General features: G+C 38.8%; 16 protein-coding genes. 14 read left to right on the forward strand and 2 right to left on the reverse strand.

Annotated elements, in window-relative coordinates; all coding sequences use genetic code 11:
* Nucleotide 1: 1 nt before the first annotated feature.
* Nucleotides 2-1,555: a hypothetical protein gene (locus EHQ58_RS17810; RefSeq protein ID WP_167883680.1), complete on the reverse strand. Its 1,554-nt coding sequence runs from the start codon at nucleotides 1,553-1,555 to the stop codon at nucleotides 2-4.
* 181 nt (nucleotides 1,556-1,736) lie between these two features.
* On the opposite strand from EHQ58_RS17810, the gene EHQ58_RS17815 reads away from it, so the two are divergent.
* From EHQ58_RS17815 to EHQ58_RS17870, 12 genes are all read left to right on the forward strand, one after another.
* Nucleotides 1,737-3,788, forward strand: coding sequence for a hypothetical protein (locus EHQ58_RS17815; RefSeq protein ID WP_135625394.1), 2,052 nt, complete (start codon nucleotides 1,737-1,739; stop codon nucleotides 3,786-3,788).
* Nucleotides 3,778-4,455, forward strand: a complete 678-nt coding sequence (locus EHQ58_RS17820) for an HAD family hydrolase (protein ID WP_167883681.1) — start codon at nucleotides 3,778-3,780, stop codon at nucleotides 4,453-4,455. The genes EHQ58_RS17815 and EHQ58_RS17820 overlap by 11 nt, the downstream gene beginning before the upstream one ends.
* Nucleotides 4,452-5,516: a class II aldolase/adducin family protein gene (locus tag EHQ58_RS17825; RefSeq protein ID WP_135625396.1), complete on the forward strand. Its 1,065-nt coding sequence runs from the start codon at nucleotides 4,452-4,454 to the stop codon at nucleotides 5,514-5,516. The genes EHQ58_RS17820 and EHQ58_RS17825 overlap by 4 nt, the downstream gene beginning before the upstream one ends.
* A 1-nt stretch (nucleotide 5,517) precedes the next feature.
* Nucleotides 5,518-7,080 carry an NTP transferase domain-containing protein gene (locus EHQ58_RS17830; protein ID WP_167883682.1) on the forward strand — a complete coding sequence of 521 codons (1,563 nt, stop codon included), beginning with the start codon at nucleotides 5,518-5,520 and terminating at the stop codon, nucleotides 7,078-7,080.
* Nucleotides 7,062-7,439: a GtrA family protein gene (locus tag EHQ58_RS17835; protein WP_135625398.1), complete on the forward strand. Its 378-nt coding sequence runs from the start codon at nucleotides 7,062-7,064 to the stop codon at nucleotides 7,437-7,439. Before EHQ58_RS17830 ends, EHQ58_RS17835 begins: the two co-directional genes overlap by 19 nt.
* Complete coding sequence (locus tag EHQ58_RS17840) at nucleotides 7,436-8,137, forward strand: glycosyltransferase family 2 protein (RefSeq protein ID WP_135625399.1); 702 nt, start codon at nucleotides 7,436-7,438, stop codon at nucleotides 8,135-8,137. The genes EHQ58_RS17835 and EHQ58_RS17840 overlap by 4 nt, the downstream gene beginning before the upstream one ends.
* The gene (locus tag EHQ58_RS17845) at nucleotides 8,134-8,736 is read left to right on the forward strand and encodes a PI-PLC domain-containing protein (RefSeq protein WP_135625400.1); all 603 of its coding nucleotides are present in this window, start codon (nucleotides 8,134-8,136) and stop codon (nucleotides 8,734-8,736) included. The genes EHQ58_RS17840 and EHQ58_RS17845 overlap by 4 nt, the downstream gene beginning before the upstream one ends.
* Nucleotides 8,737-8,863: 127 nt before the next feature.
* Nucleotides 8,864-9,181 carry a hypothetical protein gene (locus EHQ58_RS17850; RefSeq protein ID WP_135625401.1) on the forward strand — a complete coding sequence of 106 codons (318 nt, stop codon included), beginning with the start codon at nucleotides 8,864-8,866 and terminating at the stop codon, nucleotides 9,179-9,181.
* Nucleotides 9,182-9,264: 83 nt separating this feature from the next.
* Nucleotides 9,265-10,860: an efflux transporter outer membrane subunit gene (locus EHQ58_RS17855; RefSeq protein WP_135625402.1), complete on the forward strand. Its 1,596-nt coding sequence runs from the start codon at nucleotides 9,265-9,267 to the stop codon at nucleotides 10,858-10,860.
* Nucleotides 10,853-14,119 carry an efflux RND transporter permease subunit gene (locus EHQ58_RS17860; RefSeq protein ID WP_135625403.1) on the forward strand — a complete coding sequence of 1,089 codons (3,267 nt, stop codon included), beginning with the start codon at nucleotides 10,853-10,855 and terminating at the stop codon, nucleotides 14,117-14,119. The genes EHQ58_RS17855 and EHQ58_RS17860 overlap by 8 nt, the downstream gene beginning before the upstream one ends.
* Entirely contained in the window at nucleotides 14,112-15,329 is a 1,218-nt protein-coding gene (locus EHQ58_RS17865; protein WP_167883683.1) for an efflux RND transporter periplasmic adaptor subunit, read from the forward strand. Before EHQ58_RS17860 ends, EHQ58_RS17865 begins: the two co-directional genes overlap by 8 nt.
* Nucleotides 15,326-16,480 carry an efflux RND transporter periplasmic adaptor subunit gene (locus EHQ58_RS17870; RefSeq protein ID WP_135625405.1) on the forward strand — a complete coding sequence of 385 codons (1,155 nt, stop codon included), beginning with the start codon at nucleotides 15,326-15,328 and terminating at the stop codon, nucleotides 16,478-16,480. Before EHQ58_RS17865 ends, EHQ58_RS17870 begins: the two co-directional genes overlap by 4 nt.
* Nucleotides 16,481-16,530: 50 nt before the next feature.
* Here the strand turns inward: EHQ58_RS17870 and fabR are convergent, their stop codons facing one another.
* Nucleotides 16,531-17,154, reverse strand: coding sequence for an HTH-type transcriptional repressor FabR (fabR, locus tag EHQ58_RS17875; RefSeq protein WP_135625406.1), 624 nt, complete (start codon nucleotides 17,152-17,154; stop codon nucleotides 16,531-16,533).
* A gap of 128 nt (nucleotides 17,155-17,282) precedes the next feature.
* Between fabR and EHQ58_RS17880 the strand changes: the two genes are divergently transcribed.
* Both EHQ58_RS17880 and EHQ58_RS17885 read left to right on the forward strand, forming a co-directional pair.
* A complete protein-coding gene (locus EHQ58_RS17880) occupies nucleotides 17,283-18,368 on the forward strand; it encodes a ferredoxin reductase (protein ID WP_135625407.1) in 1,086 nt (361 codons plus the stop codon).
* Between the two features lie 26 nt (nucleotides 18,369-18,394).
* Entirely contained in the window at nucleotides 18,395-19,567 is a 1,173-nt protein-coding gene (locus EHQ58_RS17885) for a fatty acid desaturase family protein (protein WP_135625408.1), read from the forward strand.
* Nucleotides 19,568-19,598 lie beyond the last annotated feature (31 nt).

Here is a 19,598-nt window from a genome sequence, read left to right on the forward strand (position 1 = left end):
TTTAATGCGTAACGGCATAGTATCTGGACGCTTGTGGTTCAAGTTCTTTACCTTCCGAATTGATGAAATGGATGGATTGGACGATTTTAGGTTCTTTCGTTGTCCAAAATTGATACATAGATTTATCAAAGACGTTTTGAAACATTACCTTCTTTCCATTTTCATCTAACCCAAAACAAGTTTCTGGTTTTTTGTCTTTTTCCTTGAGCGGAAGTTTTACCAGGATTGCTAGTATTTTTTTACCCTGTGGTGCCGAAGTTTCCGCACAGTAACGAGATATGTACCACGGTTCAGGATTGATAGGAATGCAAAAAGAATCTGATTTGAGGAGTGGAAGTGTGGTTACCCATTGCGAATTGGAATTTACTTTATCATCATAAGGCGGAGTCATTTCTGCAAACTTCGGAAGGGTCGGAAGATTTATGACAAAGAAGGCAAACAAAAAAAATCGTAAAACTCGATATTTGATTTTGAAGATGAGTAGCGTGAAGAGCAAAATCGCAGAGAGATGAGGAATAAAATACCAACGATGAAACGGCAAGCCATTAGACAAGTATTGATTGTGCAAAGGAAAATAATCTTCCCCTACGAATTGGAGGAAGAGTAGGTTTCCTATAAAGGTAGCCGAGAGGAGTGTTAAAATGAAAAATATTGGCTGATAACTTCTACGCATAAAGAGAATCATAAGGGAGAAGAGTAAAGCGGTGATGATGATAATTCGAAAATCTTCGTATATAAAAGATCCGAATGATTTTGGAATCATAAATTGAATCCAGGAATCCACTAACATTTCATAGCCGAGCGAGAGTATGTGTTCCAAAGATTTTGCTGCAAGTGTTGACTCTACCTTGTTACTTCTTTGGAGTGTCATGTAACTAAATGCACTCTGTAGGAGCGCTCCTAAAGTAACCGAGGAGGCTACCAAAAGGTTCTTATATTTTTTTGTGTAAAAATGATATAAAGAAAGGATGCCTGCGGCAGGAGCGATCGCAAGTAGAAGTGCTTTTGAAGCAACCAAGAGAAAACCAATGAATGCAAACAAAAGGACTACGAAATTTGATTTTCGAGAGACATCAAGAAAGAGCACTAGAAGTAAATAAATATATCCAAAATAAATAAAATTGATAAATGTGAACATCTCCCAATTCGGGTAGAGGCCCAGAAGGAAGCCGGTTAAATACCTAACGGAGTCAGACGGTATCAATTTTCGGAAACCATTGAGATTTATAAAAGATACTAAAAGAGAGAATCCGAGCAGAGCACAAATTTGAAACGCAAGGGGAGACCAAGAAAGTATGTCAAAAGTCTGAACGATCAAAAAAGAAACCAGCCTTTGGGTTAACGGAAGGTAGCCAGCTTCGGGAATAGATAGACTCTCCAAGAAAGAGGTAAATTTCGCATGATAAAAGAAATTATTGCCCGTTTCGGCGTAGAACTCAGCCTCATAACCCAAGGAAGGAAAGTTAAAGAATAGCAGAAAGAAAAGGATTAGGACGGAAGATAGGTACCGCAGATTTAAGGAAAATTTAGCTTTGATTTTTTGAATTCGTCTCAAATATAGATTCATAAGAATTGAGGAATACGCCTTTGCGAACGTATTTTGGGCTACCTAAACTTACATGGACGTGCAGAAAGAATCTTGGAGCAATGAAATTTTAGTCTGGTTTTTTAGTTTCGAACGCAAATGGAATGAGTAAATACTTGATTTGATTAGTTATTTTTAAAGCATCTATCTAATGCTTCTAAAATCTAGAATTTCGATCACGACCTTGATTCTGCTTTTCAAAGTGATCCTTTTTCTCATTTTTTCCTCTGCCTATTCCAATGACTTATTCATTCCTTTTTTAGATCATTTTGTAAAATCATTATTGGAAGGAAACATCCAGTCACCTTGGCAAGCGACAAATTCCTTGCCGATCGATGCATTCCCGTATCACCCCTCCATGCTTTATCTCTATTCGATATTTCAAATACCTGCTGTCTACTTTAACGCAGGGTTGGTTGTTAAAAAAATATCATTCCTTTTACCCACCTTGCTTGCAGACATTATAATTTACCAGGTGATTCAAAAATTTTTTCCAGAAAGAAATAGATCGATTACCGTGATCTACTTTCTTTCTCCTATCATATTGTATGCGATTTATATGCATGGTCAGTTGGATTTGTGGCCGACTGCACTGCTTTTATTATCTATCTACTATTTACTCGATGATAAGCATTTAAAGTCGTCGATCTATTTAGGTCTAGCGATGACATTTAAGCTTCATGTTGCTGCAGTGATTCCTCTTTGTTTCTTTTACATTCTGAAACGTAAGGGAAAAATCGAGTCACTCAAATATATTTCCGCAGCGATTCTTATCTATTTCTTTATATCTCTACCATGGTATTTTGATGAAGGATTCCGGGAAATGGTACTTGCCAATCCGAAACAGGACTTAATCTGGTCCGTGATCTATAAAGTGGGAGAACATACACTTTATCTTTCCGTCGTTGCGATTCTCATTCTTTACTTGCGATTTGCGGATTACCAAAAAGTGAATCGAGATTTGCTCATTACGTGGCTTGCCATACTGTTTGCGGTTTTTGTATTATTCATTCCACCAGCGCCTGCCTGGTATCTTTGGCTTTTGCCATTCCTCGTATATTTTTATTTAAAACATGTAAAAGATAATATTAAAATTCTATTTCTTTATGGCTTCTTTGTCTCGAGTTATTTATTTTTCTTCGTATTTGTATGGAAAGGTGAATATAATGATTTGTTATTCTTCGAACAAATCGTTTCTTTAAAAACACTCAATTCGAAACTTGCAGGATTGAGTTTCTCGCTTTTGCAAGTATCGCTTGCGATCAATTTATTTGCGATCTACAAAATCGGCGTCCGTATGAACCGAATTTATACAAGACCAGACTCGATTTTGATAGGAATTGGTGGAGATAGCGGTGCTGGAAAGTCAACATTGCTGCATGCATTGGAACGTCTATTGTCCCCGTCAGTAACCCTCCTCGAAGGTGACGGTGATCATCGATGGGAGCGCGGGAATCAAAACTACAATAACATTACTCATTTAAATCCAAGAGCAAATTATTTAGAGAGGCAAGCAGATAATTTGATTCGTTTAAAGAAAGGAGAGGTAATCTATAGACCAGATTACGATCATGCTACCGGAAAGTTTACTGCACCGCTTCCTGTTAGGCCTACAGATTTTATTATTTTAAGTGGCTTACATACTTTTTACTTACCAAAGATGAGAAAGGTAACAGATATAAAAATATTTATGCAAACGGAAACAAATCTTCGGTTGCATTGGAAAATATTAAGAGATACAACGAAGAGAGGATATTCGGTCAAAAAAATCAAGGAACAAATTAAACAGCGATTAAGCGATTCAAATAAATATATTACCCCTCAGAAAAATTTTGCTGATCTTGTTATAGAACAATACTCGGAAAGTAAATTTGAAATCGGCAATGCCTCCGTCTTTCCAAAGATCTCTTTAAAAATAAGCATCAGTTCCGAATTTCATTTTGAAAGTCTTATATTAGCATTGGAAGACGGTGGTTGGCTCTCGTCATGGGATTATGGCGAAGATCTAAAGACTCAGTTTTTTACATTTCATCATTTTCCAAAATTAGAAGAACTCGATGATTTATTTCGAACTCACTTACCTTTGCTTAGCGAGATCATCAGTCCAAAACACTCTTGGGAAAATTCGCACCTGGGACTGATTCAGATTTTTGTGTTAGCAATGATCAACCAAAAGTATAGGGAAGTTGATCTTGAAATCTAACTTTCAATACTTTTTCCTCGATTTAGATGACACACTCTACGAGTATGAGCCCTGTAACAAACTGGGGATACAAAATTTTATCTCTTATTGCCAGGCCAACTTAGGAATATCAGAAGTGGAAGCGCTCAGTCAATTTCAGAGTGCTAGAAAGATAATAAATCAAAGATTACATGGGCAAGCCGCTTCGCATAGTCGTCTGTTATATGCAAAAGAATTCTGTGAAAAAATAGGTATTGATGCAAGCAATCACGCCATCGCTATGGAATCTTCCTATTGGGAGCCTTTTCTAAATCAAATGAAGCTGCGTGAAAATGCCTTGGAATTTTTAAGATTACTTAAAAGAAATACGAAAAAAATTGCGATCGTTACCGATCTGACGACAAAAGTTCAATTGGAAAAACTTAAGAGATTAGAAATTAATAGCTTTATCGATGTGATCATAACAAGTGAGGAAGCAGGTGCAGAAAAACCTTCTACAAGTATCTTCCAGCTAGCAGCAGATAAACTTGAAATTGTAAAGGATCGGACTGTTATGATAGGTGATAATTACGAAAAAGATATTTTAGGGGCTCAAAATTTTGGCATTTCTGCTTTTTGGTACAATGAAACTGAAATTACTCCAAATTCGATTTCTTCTTTTTCAAAGGCAATTGAGCTTTTCATATGATCGACGATAATAAGAAAATAAATGAACTGGTTTCCGTTAGCCGAAGGCTAGGAGAAAGATTTGATCTTGTGCAGGCAGGAGGGGGCAATACTTCTGTTAAAACTTCTGACGGATTTATGTATGTAAAATCCTCTGGGTTACGTCTCTCCGATTTAAAATCAGCGGACTCTTTTGTCAAAATCGACAATCAAAATTTAAAAAAAGATTTCCTCGAGACAAATTGGGCAGTATATGAGAAACGTCAGAGAGAAGAGTTAGCAAACAAGATTGTAACAAAAAACAACATGACGCCTGATAGACGTCCTTCTATCGAAACTTTGTTACATTCCAACTTGGATGGGTTTGTATTGCATTCACATCCAGTGCAAGTAACGGCACTTTTTAGCGATGCCAATGCAGAAAAAAAAGCGTTTGAAATATTGCCAAATGCCGCCTTTGTTAAATATGAAACTCCAGGTATTGATTTAGCATTACAGATGATGGCGTCAAAAAAGAGATTCGAGGAAAAGAATGGGATCACACCGGATGTCTATATATTTCAGAATCATGGATTGGTCGCAAGAGCTCATTCCGCGTCAGCTGCCTTTATTTTGACAAATGAGGTCTGTGATTCCCTCGCAAAACATTCAGGTATACATTTCAATCATGATAAGGTCGTCAATGAAATTTCTATAGCAATGGAAAAGGTATTTCACGAGAGTTTTGTAACCATTTACTCTTCAAATACAAAGGTAGATTCTGTATCGATCACGCAAAAAGCCTTTTTCCCAGATGGAGTCGTCTTTCTCGGAGTCATCCCTGTACGTTTTGAGAAAATCTCTTCTGAACACATCGAACTACAATTAAATTCCTATATGCGAGAGTATGGATCTACCCCGAGAGTATTTGTTTTCGGCGAGTCTATATACTTTTCTGGAAGCAATCTTGTTAAAGCGAGAGAAAGTGAAGAGGTATGGAGATTGCACCAGATCGTTTCCCAATTCAAACCATCTTCGCTTTCGGAAGAAGAGATCAAATATCTTTCGCATTGGGAAGCTGAAAAATTTAGGCAAAAGGTTTAATATGCACATAGTAGTTCCCATGTCGGGTATTGGTAAACGTTTTATAGATGCAGGTTATTCGGTACCAAAGCCTCTCATTCTTGTCGAAAATCGTCCGATCATTGCGCATGTTGTTGATATGTTTCCAGGAGAAACAAAATTCACTTTCATATGCAATGAAGACCATCTTAGGGAAACGAACATGAAATCGGTACTCGAGGGTCTAGCACCAAATGCGAATATTATTTCGATCGAACCACATAAGAAGGGTCCTGTTTATGCAGTCTCACAAGTCTATCATTTGATAGACGACGATGAAGAAGTCATAGTGAATTATTGTGATTTTGGAAAAGATTGGGATTTTTCTAAGTTTAAACAGGATGTCAGAGATCAAAAGGCGGATGGTGCCATTTCCGCCTATCGTGGATTTCATCCTCATATGTTGGGTACTATCAATTATGCGTTCATGCGCGAAAAAGAAAATTGGATGCTTGAGATCCAAGAGAAAAAGCCATTCACAAATGACCGCATGAGTGAATATGCATCGGATGGTACTTACTATTTTCGTACAGGCTCTATTCTAAAAAAATATTTTGATTTAACCATGGAGAAACTTTTGGACGTAAACGGAGAGTTTTACGTAAGCGTGGTCTACAATCTCCTGGTAAATGATTCTTTGAAGGTTAGAATATTCGAAATAGAGCATATGCTGCAATGGGGAACGCCAGGTGAATTAAAGGAATATGAGCACTGGTCTTCAATTTTTAAGAACTTGGCATTAAAATCGTGGACGAACCAGAAAAAGAGAAACAGCATCAATCTCATTCCGATGGCAGGAAAAGGTAGTAGATTCGCAGAGAAAGGTTTCATAACTCCAAAACCATTATTAGCTGTGGATGGGGAAGCGATGGTGGTTCATGCTGCGAAATGTTTACCTGAGGCCGAGCGAAATGTTTTTGTTTGTCTAAAAGATCACCTGGACAATTATCCGATAGAGAAAACGCTTAAGAGTGCCTTTACAAATGTATCAATCGTTAGCTTAGACAAAGTGACGGAAGGTCAAGCGATTACCGCAGCATTGGGCTTGGAGCATGAAAATCAGGAAACGGAATTGTTCATAGCCGCAAGCGATAATGGCATGTTATATGATCATGCGAAATTAGATAAGTTTCTTTTTGATACGAAGCCTGATGTGATGGTATTTACATTTAGCAATAGCCCCATGATGGATCGAAATCCGAAAATGTATGGCTGGGTTCGAAAAGAGGGCACAAATGCACTCTCCGTTTCTGTTAAAATTCCTATTTCGGAAACTCCTTCCAAAGATGATGCCATTGTCGGAGCCTTTTATTTTAAGAACGCTCGCCTATACAAGACGGTATTAGATCAGTTAATGAAAGATAACGATCGAGTGAATGGAGAGTTTTATATTGATACGATGGTTGGAACAGCAATCAAAATGAATTTGAATGTCAAAGTTTTTCCTATTGATTATTATGTATGCTGGGGTACTCCCGATGACTATCATACATACTTGTATTGGCAGACATTTTTTAGAAAAACCAAATGGCACCCTTACAAATGAAAAGAGAAATTTTATTTTTTATCATTGCTGGTTGCTCGGCTGTTTTGACCGATCTTTCCGTATATTATTTGTCATTTCCCTACTTTGGTCATGATAAGGGTAAGGCGATCTCCTTCATTGCTGGATCCATTGTTGCCTATCTACTAAACAAATACTTTACATTCCAAAAAAAGGAAAATTCCTTAAAAGAAATCTTAAAGTTTACGTGTCTTTATTTATTTACATTGGGTGCAAATGTTTTAGTAAACAATCTCACGATTAGAGTGCTTCCGGATTACTTACTTTTTGCTTTTTTATGTGCGACTGGTGTCTCTACCATCTTAAATTTTATAGGTCAAAAATATTGGGTGTTTAAATGAATCTTTTAACAATAGTTATTCCATGTTATAATGAAGAGAAAAACATTCCGCTCATCCTCGATCGATTCCAAAAGGTCTTAAATCGAAAGGATGTTGAAATTTTACTTGTCAATAATGGTTCGACGGATCAATCCAAGGCGGTAATGAAGGACTTAGTTCCAAAATATTCTTTTGCAAATATCTTAGAAATTGAAAAAAATCAGGGATATGGCTTTGGGATTTTATCTGGTTTGCGAGTCGCGAAATCAAAGTATATCGGTTGGACTCATGCAGACATGCAAACCGATCCCTATGATATCATACGTGCACTTGAGATTTTGGAACGTGATGGTCGCGAAATGCTTTATGTAAAAGGAAAACGGAAAGGAAGGTCCTGGGCAGATCAATTTTTTACGATGGGAATGAGTATATTCGAATCATTTTATATGGGAACATTTCTCTGGGATATCAATGCCCAACCAAATCTTTTTCCGAAGAGTTTTTTTGATACTTGGGAAAACCCCCCTTACGATTTTGCTCTTGATCTTTATGCCTACTACCAAGCTAAAAAACAGAAAATCGAGGTAGTTCGGTTTCCAGTCATTTTTCCACCTCGCATCCACGGACATTCTTCTTGGAATACTGGGCTCAAATCAAAATGGAAATTTATACGTAGAACGTTTGATTTTAGCTTCAAATTAAAAAAAGAACTAAAATGATCCAAACTGAATTCATCGCCCATAGAATCAACACGGTTGCCGAGCTATTGTCATTACCCGAGGGGATAGGTCTTGAGCTTGACCTTCGAGACAGGGGTGAGGATCTCATATTGCAACATGATCCATTTAAAGAGGGCGAATTGTTTGAAACTTTTCTGAAATCTTATCAGCACAGAAAGACTCTCATTTTAAACATTAAATCGGAAAGAATTGAACTGAAAGTCCTTGAGTTGCTAAAAGAATATAAAATTGAGGAATATTTTTTTCTCGATTCCAGTTTTCCGATGATTGTTCATTTGGGTAAGTTAGGTGAACGAAAGATCGCAGTCCGTTTTTCCGAATGGGAAAGTTTAGAATCCGTTATGTTATTGAAAGGTCTTGTCGATTGGGTCTGGGTAGATTGTTTTACAAAATTACCTCTCGATCATTCGATTTATAGGAAATTGAAGGATGCAGGATTTAAACTCTGTTTGGTCTCTCCAGAATTGCAAGGAAGGCCTGAGGATATTCTCAATTATAAAACGATGCTAGAAAGCGAGAATATCGTTTTTGACGCCATCTGCACTAAAATTAAGAATTTTTCTCTTTGGCAAGGGTAGACATATCTATCAGTATCCAATAATATTGGAAGGTTTGAAAGAACGGTTCACTTTTTTAGTACCAAGTTTGAAAAAAAAAGTCGTCAGAATAGAATTAGAATCAGACTAAGTAAGTAGGACCAACAAAATGAATACTTGGAAACGCATTCCGTTCTTTGCATTTATTCTTTGGTTGCCATTTTGTTTCTCTCCTCTCACTTCGCAAGAAGTTAAGAAGACGGATACTACCAGAGTTACTCAAGAAATACAAAACCAATACTTTGCCGTTTTCGAATCTTTAGATTTAGAAGAGGAAGCCGACCTTCATGTATTTTTTGCTAAGCATGAATTTCATTTATTCTCTCCTTTATTTCTTTCCGGAAATGATTTTTTAAGTTCCGCTGATAAACATTCAAGTTTTCATCTCCCATTTTTCTATACCAACCTTCCTCCCCCTATCGCATAACTTGCATCGAATGTAGTTTCGATCTTTGTCAATAGACAAGGATATTTTTCGAAAGGAAACGTGCACATAGTAGGGAGAAAGTTATGGGATTTCGTATCTCAAGTATTCGCTATATCGTAATCATGGCAATATTTGCCATCAGCAGTTGTATGAACGGTGCCTTTATCAATCTAGCACCGAAGTATGAGCCAGCAAATTTCGTTGTTCCTGACGCCTGGCAAGGCGAGGGTCCCTTTATCAAAGCTAATCCTGGAGGAGAAGAGATTCCTATGGACTGGTGGAAACTCTTTGGCGATCCGGAACTTGACCAATTAGAAGAGCAGGCTATGGAGGCGAATGCGGATTTACAAGCGGCCTCCGAAAGATTTTTACAGGCCCGAGATATCATCATTAGAGTCAAGTCCCGTCTGATTCCCAATCTTGGTGTTGGGCTCAATCTCTCGAATAACAAGCAATCTGAAGACGCATTATTTCGTGGAGCCTTAGATCCTGTAAGTGATAACAATGTAAGTGTAGGTGCATCCGCTTCCTGGGAACCAGATTTCTGGTCGAGTATTAGAAATGAAACTTGGGCAAAAGTTTATGAGGCCGAGTCGATCGCTGCCGAATATGCTCTCGCACGACTAAGTTTGCAATCTGAAGTTGCTAGCAACTATTTTATGTTACGTGGGCTTGACGCAAAAAAGGAAACATATGACCTTTCGATCCAGTATTATAAACAACTTCTGGAATTAGTAACCAAACGCTTTCAAGGTGGAATTTCCCCAAAAATAGATCTTTTTAGAGCCGAGTTCCTTTTGAATACAGCGGAGGCTAAACGATATGAGATACTCAGCCAGAGGCGACTTGTTGAGAATGCGATAGCGATTTTGGTAAACCAATCTCCTAGTAAATTCCAAATTGCCGAGCAACCGAAACTATCATCTGTCACCTTTAAATTACCCATCACGCTTCCAGCTAAATTATTGGAAAGAAGGCCTGATATTGCCGCTGCAGAACGAAAAATGGCAAGAGCAAATCGTGAAATTGGAATGGCTAGGGCTGCTTTTTTTCCAAATGTATCGTTTGGAGCAAGAGGGGGGCTTGAAGCGAGTAAGGATTTATTTAATCTTTCGAATAGTTATTGGTCCTATGGATCCACTGCTACCATACCAATTTTCCAGGGGGGTTATCGAAGAGCACAGCTACAACAAGCATGGTCCGCCTATCGTCAAACAGAGGATGTTTACAGATCAACGGTTCTCAATGCTTTTCGAGAAGTTGAAAATAATCTAACACAGACTAAATTCCTTTTCCTTCAGACGAAAAAACTAGAAGTCGCCGTTGATATGGCCTTACAGACCCAAGATATGACCACACAATTATATACCGCAGGCTTAAGTAACAGTATGGAAATACTTTATGCCCAGTTGGGGACATTAGAATCCAAGTTAAGTGCCGTGCAGGTGAAGACAGACCTATTAACAACGACAGTTTCGCTCGTAAGATCTTTAGGTGGAGGATGGAATAAATCCCACTTACCTGGTGAGGACGAGGTGGAGCCATTTGGAATTTTTTCGGATACAGACGTTGATCATATTCAACCAACGAAAGGCGTTCCAAACCCATCTTTGGATAATAAAAAATTTAATAACCTAACAGCACCTTCCAAGTGGAATCAGGAGAAAGGAAATGAATGAAATTGTAATCATTGCACTAAAAAGACCTTACACATTTGTCGTAATGACAATTTTAATCATATTTTTCGGAATTCAGACAATTCGAGAAGCACCTACGGACGTATTTCCTGGCATAAAGATTCCAGTTATATCTGTTGTTTGGGTCTACCAAGGAATGTTGCCCGAGGACGTATCTGGAAGGATAACGTCTGTATTTGAAAGGGCACTAACAACAACCGTGGAAGGTATAAAGAGCATAGATAGTCGATCCTATTACGGAAGTAGTATCATCAATATTGAATTGCAACCTGATACAAATCTTGCAGGGGCCGAGGCAGAAATTACCGCCATTTCACAAACGGTCGTTAACTCGCTTCCGCCTGATATATCTCCTCCTATGGTAATGCGTTTGGAGGCATCCTCTGTTCCCGTTGCGATGTTGCAGGTAACTTCCGATTCTATGACGCCGGCGGAACTTTATAATCTCGCGTTTATGCGCATACGTTCTTTACTCGTAACAATTCCAGGAGCCATTATCCCGCAGCCTTATGGCGGAACACCAATGCAATTATTGGTCTCTCTCGATAAACAAAAGTTAATGGCAAGAAATCTTTCCCCATTAGATATTTACCACGCTTTCAATGAACAGAATTTAGTTTTACCTGCAGGTGATCAAAAGATTGGTAAAACGGATTGGATGGTTATGACCAATGCCATGCCGATGGCTGTTGAAGATTTTAATAACGTACCGATAAAAACGGAAGGGAATCGAACTATCTTTATGAGAGATATTGGGAACGTTTCTTTGGCTGGCCCACCTCAATTGAACTCGGTACTTGTCGATGGAAAACAGTCTGTTGTGATCGTCGTTATGAAGAGTGGAGATGCATCTACCTTGGAAGTAGTCGATGGCATTAAGGAAATGATGCCCAGGATCAAAGCGATTGCTCCAGCCGATGTAAATTTCAAAATCTTAAACGATGCCTCTTTATTTGTGGAGGCTTCCATCGAGAATGTTGTTCATGAAATGGTTCTTGCATCCGCTCTCACGGGCATTGCGGTCTTACTTTTTCTTGGATCCTGGAGAGCAACAGCGATCATTGCAACCTCTATCCCGCTTTCCTTACTATGTTCCATCATACTTCTTCATCTAACTGGAGAAACTATCAATATTATGACTTTGGGAGGTTTGGCATTAGCTGTCGGTATCCTTGTGGATGATGCAACGGTAATGATAGAAAATATCGATACGCATATTGAGAGAAAGAAACCGTTGGAAGAGGCAATCATTGATGCTGCAAATGAAATCGTAATTCCCACTTTTGTCGCAACTTTAGCGATTGTCATCGTATGGTTACCATTGTTTCAACTAAGTGGTGTTTCTGGGTGGCTTTTTATGCCAATGGCGAAGGCAGTGATGTACGCCATGCTTGCATCGTTTCTTCTTTCTAGAACATTAGTCCCAACAATGGCTAAGTTTATGTTACATGACCATGTGTCAGTTCCTCATACGGAAAAAACAAAAGCAGTAAAATCTAGAGGTGTATTATTTAAGAATCCAGCAATTCAAAGAGCCGCTGATCTTTTATACATGTTCCTTTCGATCATTCCCTTTCAGAGTATCATAAATTTCTTAAAAGAATTTCAGAAAGGTTTTGATCAAAAATTCAACCATATGCGGGAGGAATACCATTTTCTTCTCCGACGTATCATCGAAAACCGGCAAAGATTTGTATTCATATTTATGATCGTTGCAATGGGTTCTTTGGTTTTGCTTTTTGTCAATGGACGGGACTTCTTTCCAGAAATTAAATCTGGTACGATTCAGATGCATATGAGAGTGCCATTAGGGACTCGCCTCGAAGTTACTGGTCGAATCTCTACTCTCGTTTCCGAAGATATTAAGAAATTGATTCCAGGAAATGTTGAAAATGTTTTGAGCAATTGTGGCTTGCCTGTCGTAAGTCCACATAACATGGCTTTTATTCCTACACCTACCATCGGTTCCCAAGACTGTGATATTACGATCTCTCTCAAGAATGAGGAATCGCCTGTTTGGGAATACCGAAAACGTTTGCGCAAAGAATTGGCTAAGCTTTATCCTGGAACGATTTTTACATTCCAACCTGCTGATTTAACGTCCGTTATTTTAAATTTTGGATCCCCAGCTCCCATTGATGTTCAGATAAATGGATTAGATCTAGAAGATAATTTCAGATTTGCGCAAATTTTGCAAAGTAAGTTTCGTGAAATTACTGGATCGGCAGATGTGGTCATTCATCAAACAATGAACACTCCTACATTACTTGTGGAAGGAAATCGTTCCTTGAGTTTGAATATAGATCTGCCATTAAAGTCACTGGCAGAAAATATGCTGCTTACAACTTCTGGGAGTCAACAGATTGACCAGAAATATTGGTTAGATCGAAAGTCTGGAATTTCATACCAAGTAAACATTTATGTTCCGCAAACTCAAATGCGTAGAACTCAAGACTTATTGACTGTGCCTGTAAATACGGGAGATTTATCCGCCAAAGGTTCGGACATCCAACTTTTAGGTAATATTGCAAAACTAACGCCAACAGGAACACCTGGACTGATCACTCATCATAATTTGCTCTCGCTGATTGATATCTATGTATCTGCAGAAGGTAGGGATGTTGGTAGCGTTCTGTCAGATGTTGAGAAGGCGATCGATTCCTTGAAGGATCAGATGCCTAAAGGCTCGGCTATTGAAATTCACGGGCAAGCAGAAACGATGCGAATCGCCTATGTAGAGTTAATTGGTGGATTGGCCCTAGCCATTCTTTTGGTTTATCTTCTGATAGTCGTTAATTTCCAATCCTGGACTGATCCTTTTATCATCATTACAGCTCTTCCTGGAGCCTTAGCGGGTATTTCCTGGATTTTGTTTTTAACTGATACAAATATCTCTGTTCCTGCTTTGACGGGAGCCATCATGTGTATGGGAACGGCGACCGCAAATTCGATACTTGTAGTTTCTTATGCGAGAGAAAAGATACTAGAACATGGTAATGCCATTGAGGCCGCGGTGGAAGCCGGTTATGCGAGAATTCGACCTGTGATCATGACGGCATCAGCGATGATCATCGGAATGGTTCCCATGGCTTTTAGTAATTCTCAAAATGCGCCCTTGGGCATTGCTGTGATCGGTGGCTTAACAGTTGCTACATTTGCAACATTGTTTTTTGTCCCGTGTGTTTATGCGATTGTCTATAATAAAAATAAAGGATCAGAAGGGAGACGTAAACATGTTTAGTCTTATAAATCTATTTTATAACGAGTTCAAGCCTTGGTTGTTTGTCGCAATCCTTATGGTTTTATTTTCTTGTAGTCCAAGTAAAGAAGATAATGCATCCACAGAAGGTGGCAAAAATTCGATTGGAAACTCAGTCATCATAGTCAGACCTGAAGTGCAAGGAGGAAATGAAAAGACTACGTTTCCAGGACAGTTGAAACCTTGGTTTGAAGCTCCCATGTATGCACAGGTCTCAGGTTATGTGAAACATTGGCATAAAGACTATGGAGCCTATGTAAAAAAAGGAGAAGTTCTAGCTGAGATCCTTGCGCCCACCGTGGATGCCGACTTTTCTCAGGCGCAAGCCGAATGGGAGGCGCAAAGGGCGAAGTATGATCTAGCAGATATCACTGAGAAACGGTATACGGCACTAAGAGAATCCAACGTCGTTTCGGAACAATCTATATCTGTAGCCAAGGCGTCTCAAAATGCTGAAAAATATATTTGGAATGCAACAAAGCAACAAGTTAAAAAGCAAGAGGTCTATCTAGCATTTAAAAAAATACGAGCTCCCTTTGATGGGGTCATTACGGAAAGAAATATAAATGTAGGCCAATATGTAAATAAAGAGGGAAACCTGAGTGAGGGAATAGGGCCTCAAAACTTATTTACAGTCGCAGATATTCATAAGCTGCGTTTGTTCGTATCTGTTCCAAATTTTTATGTATCACTCTTAAAACCCGGATTAAAAGTTCAGGTCAGCCTGGCACAGTATCCAAATCGAACTTTTGAAGCAAGTTTCGGAAACTACTCTCGTGGATATGATGCCCATACACAAACAGTACTCGTTCAGTTTATATTAGAAAATAAAGATTTATCAATCTGGCCTGGTTCCTATGCAACCGTTCGATGGTCGATTGAAAATACAAATCATTCTCTCCGAATTCCAACGAGTGCTCTTGTTTTTGATGAAGGCGGAACTCGCGTCGCAACTTTAACTGATTCTAATCGGATTCATTTCAAGGATATTGAAGTTGGTAAAGTTACGGACAGTTTCGTAGATATAAAATCCGGACTAAGTGAATCAGATAGGGTGATCAAAAATCCTAGAGCTTCCTATTTAGAAGAAGATATCATACTCGATCAAATCGTAGATTCATTTAAAGACAAAGGTGTTCTAAACGGAAAAATCAAGTTAGAGGATTCAAGTTCTAGTAAGGATTCCATATGATTAAATTTTTATCAAAATCAGATATTCCTAAATATGGTAAGTACATATTCTTGCTTTTTTTTATTTTCCAAATTGGTTTTCGATATTATAGATTTGAAAAATTAAAGAGAGATACAAAGGAGATGGCCATACCGACGGTATCGTTGGTTCAACCGAGTTATTTTCATGGAAACGAAAACGTGACTTTGCCAGGGACGTTGAAAGCATGGAATGAAGCACAACTCTATTCCCAAGTTTCTGGATATGTAAAGGCTTGGCATAAGGATTATGGTGCTGAAGTTAAAAAAGGTACTGTACTTGCCGAGATACAGGTTCCGGCGTTAGATGCTGAATACGAAAAAGCAAAAGCAGAGGTTGCATCACAAGAAGCAAAATACCAGCTAGCGCAGGTGACGGCAAATCGATATTTATCTTTACAAAAAACGAATGCAGTCTCAGCCCAAGCAATATCGGAAGTATTGGCAGAACAAAATGCGGAAAAGGCAAAGCTGATCGCGATTCAAAAAAATTGGGAAAAATGGAAGGCACTTGTCAATTTTAAAAAGATCATCGCTCCCTTTTCTGGCATCGTCACCCAAAGAAATATAAATTTAGGCGATTTTGTCAACCAAGAGGGAAATGTAAGTGATCCTAAAACAGCTGTTCCACTATATGTGGTAGCGGATGTACACAAACTTCGCCTTTTTGTATCTGTGCCGAGTACTTTTAGTTACCTGTTAAAGCCAGGATTAAAAAGTGAAGTATCTATCCCCCAATTTCCCGATCAGACATTCAAGGCGAACTTTTTAACAGTTGCGAAGGGTTATGAATCTTCTTCGCAAACTGTTCTCGCCGAATTTGAGCTTCAAAATCCAGAAAAAAAGATTTTGCCGGGTTCCTATGCACAAGTAAACTTAGGAGCTCCTGTTTCATCTCCTTATCTAAATGTCCCGGCTAGCAGTTTGATTTACCAAGGGAATTCTATTTTTGTAGCAATCTTGAATCAAAAAAATACGATTCATTTCCAACCAATCGAAATCAGTAGAATATTGGATTCCTCAGTTGAGGTGAAATCGGGAATTGTAGAAACAGACAAAGTGATCAATCATCCGAGATCTAGCTTTCTTGAAGGTGATCTTGTGCAGGTTGTCGTTCCAAGGTCTGGCTATTAAGTAAAGTAATATCAGTATAAAACGAAATCAGGAAATTCGTTTTCAAAAATCTATTTCTTCCTTCGTCTTCTTGCGCGGATCCCACCAACAAAGATAAGGCGAAGCTGCTTGACTGTTTTGATTTCGATCCTTCTATGTTCTCGATTGTCATTTAAATCCACATCCAGGTATTCGCCTGCCATATGAAAAGCATTGGCAACGATCATCTCTGCAACAAACTCAATTTCGGAAAACGGGATGGATTTCGGCATCCGCATATCAGCCGCTAATTCCGATGCGATAAAGGCCATTTCATTACGGATTGCGTGCCTGATTCTGCGATTTCCTCCCGTTCTCTCTCGCGAGATAAAACGAAACAATAGGCGATTTTTATTCACATAGTCAAAGTAAAGATCCAGAGATTCTTTGAGAGCGGCCCTATAGGCACCACTTTTTCTAGCCTCTCTGAGTATGGTTCTAAGTTTTTGACCGAGTTCGTCTACCACAGCTAGGCCAAGCTCTTCCATGTTTTTAAAATGTCGGTAGAAGGCAGCTGGAACGATTCCCGCCTCTCCTGCGACTTCGCGCAGACTTAACTCGCCAAGTCCCTTCACTTCCCCCATCAATTTTAGCGCTGATTGGATCAAAGTGGATCTTGTTTTGAGTTTTTGTAAGTATCGTTGGTTGAGCTTCATCTGAATCTAAGTAAACGATTGTTCACTTTTTTTTTCAGGCAAGGAGAAAAAGTAAGATTTTCGGTTTGACATATTTAACGGTGTATGGTAACTCTGTGAACAGTTGTTTACCAAGAAGAGGCGAAAATATGAAAACATTACCATTTATCTACAACCAACCCAAGGAGTTTTTGGCATCCTTACAGCCGAAAGAGTGGGCAGACTTCATTCTAGGCGAGATTAACCCGTTATTCTCGCTCACAGCGACCAAGGCGAGGGTCATTGGGATTCGTAACGAATCCTTAGATTCGAAAACACTTGTTCTCAAAACAAACAGAAATTGGAAGGGTTTTCAGGCCGGTCAGCATGTTCCGGTCACGATCGAGATCGCAGGACGCCGTGTGACACGATTTTATTCTCTCTCCTCGGCTCCTGGGGACAAAAACCCAACCATCACTGTGAAAAAACAAAATGGTGGCCTAGTATCCCATTTTATCAACGAAAGGGTACAAGTCGGCGACATCCTCGAACTTGGCGCAGCCCAAGGCGACTTTGTCCTTTCAAAAGAAATTCCAAATAAAATTCTCATGATTGCTGGTGGAAGTGGTATCACTCCGATCCATTCCATTCTTCAGGACCTAAGCAAACGAGATTATAAAGGCCAAGTGAAACTTCTTTATTTCTCTCGATTTAGAGAAGATATCATTTTCTATGATTCTTTTGCGAAACTGGAAGCTGAAAACCCATGGCTCGAAATAAAACACGTCTTAACTGACGTGAAAGCAGAAGGATTTGATTTTGGATTTTTAACGAACGAAATGTTACATAGTTTCGTGCCGGACTTGACCGATCGACTTGTATATCTTTGTGGTCCTGCTCCTTTACAGGGGCCAGCTAAGTTTATGCTAGGTGATGTAAAGATTATATCGGAACTTTTCCTTTTACCAAACCAAGTGAACTTTTCAACTTCATCCAAAGGACCAAAAGAAGTCGTTCTACTTCAGTCCCACCGAACGATTTTACTCAAGGGAGAAAAGTCGATTCTGGATGAGCTTGAAGATAATGGCATTTACGCACCAAGCGGATGTAAAATGGGGATTTGCCACACATGTGTCTGCAAAAAGGTAAGTGGTTCTGTTACAAACTTAATGAATCAAACTGTCTCCGGTGAGGGAGAAGAGAACATTCAGATTTGTGTAAGCCGAGCAGAAGCTAGACTTGAATTAGATTTATAGAAAACAAATAGGATAGGTAAAATAAAATGAAAACTTTAAGCAGAAATTTATCAACAGAAGAGATGGAAGCATTCGGACAAGAATTGGAAACAATTCGAACAGATGTTATGGCAAAAGTAGGAAAGGAAGATGCCGATCATATCAGAAGGGTATACAAAACCTATCGATATACAGAAATATTAGGAAGGGGTTTGATCCACTTTAGCTTTGAACCAATCACCTTTGCTCTGGGAACTGGGCTCCTTGCCATTTCCAAGATATTAAATAACATGGAAATTGGTCATAATGTAATGCATGGTCAGTATGATTGGATGAATGACCCTCGTTTTAACTCACGAACTTTCGAGTGGGATATCGTTTCTGATTCGAAACAATGGAAATTCTATCATAATTATATGCACCATACATTTACAAATGTTGTGGGAAAGGATCATGATTATGGATATAATTTCACTCGACTCACAGAAGAGCAAACTTGGAAGCCGGTTCACCTAACTCAGTTGTTTTCGAATTTATTTTTGATGTTTAACTTTCAGTGGGGTGTGGGTGGCCATGGTCCGAAAGTAGAGTATTTGGAAAAACCAAAGAAACAAAGAACAAAACGATCTTATAAAGATTATAGAAATGTTTGGTTTAAAAAAATTGAACTTCAGCTTGTGAAGGATTATCTGTTTTTCCCGCTTCTTGCTGGATTAAATTTTCCAAAAGTCGTACTTGGAAATTTACTTGCAAATATGATCCGAAACGTTTGGACCTATGCAGTGATTTTCTGTGGACATTTCACTGAAAACACGGAGACCTTTACTCCAGAAGAGATCAAAAATGAAACAAAAGCACAATGGTATTTGAGACAACTGAAAGGGAGTTCAAATTTAACAGGCGGCAAATTGTTCTATGTTATGACTGGCCACTTGAGCCACCAGATTGAGCACCATATGTTTCCAGATGTTCCTGCAAAGCGTTACCAAGAAATCGCTCCTAGATTGCAAGAGTTATGCGCGAAGTATGGACAACATTATAATGCAGCTGGATTTGTGAAACAATTTGCATCAGTTTGGAAAAGGATATTTGCCTACTCGATGCCAGATCAGTATGCACTAAAAATCATGGAGTCTAGAAATACAAAAGCTCGCAAAACGGGAGTTTCCCAAGCTCCAGAAGTTATGGAAATCGAGGCAAAAGATTTGGTGACTGCTTAGTATTTTTAAAAGAGATTTGAAGTAGAATGGA

Source organism: Leptospira ognonensis (assembly GCF_004770745.1).
GTDB lineage: Bacteria > Spirochaetota > Leptospiria > Leptospirales > Leptospiraceae > Leptospira_A > Leptospira_A ognonensis.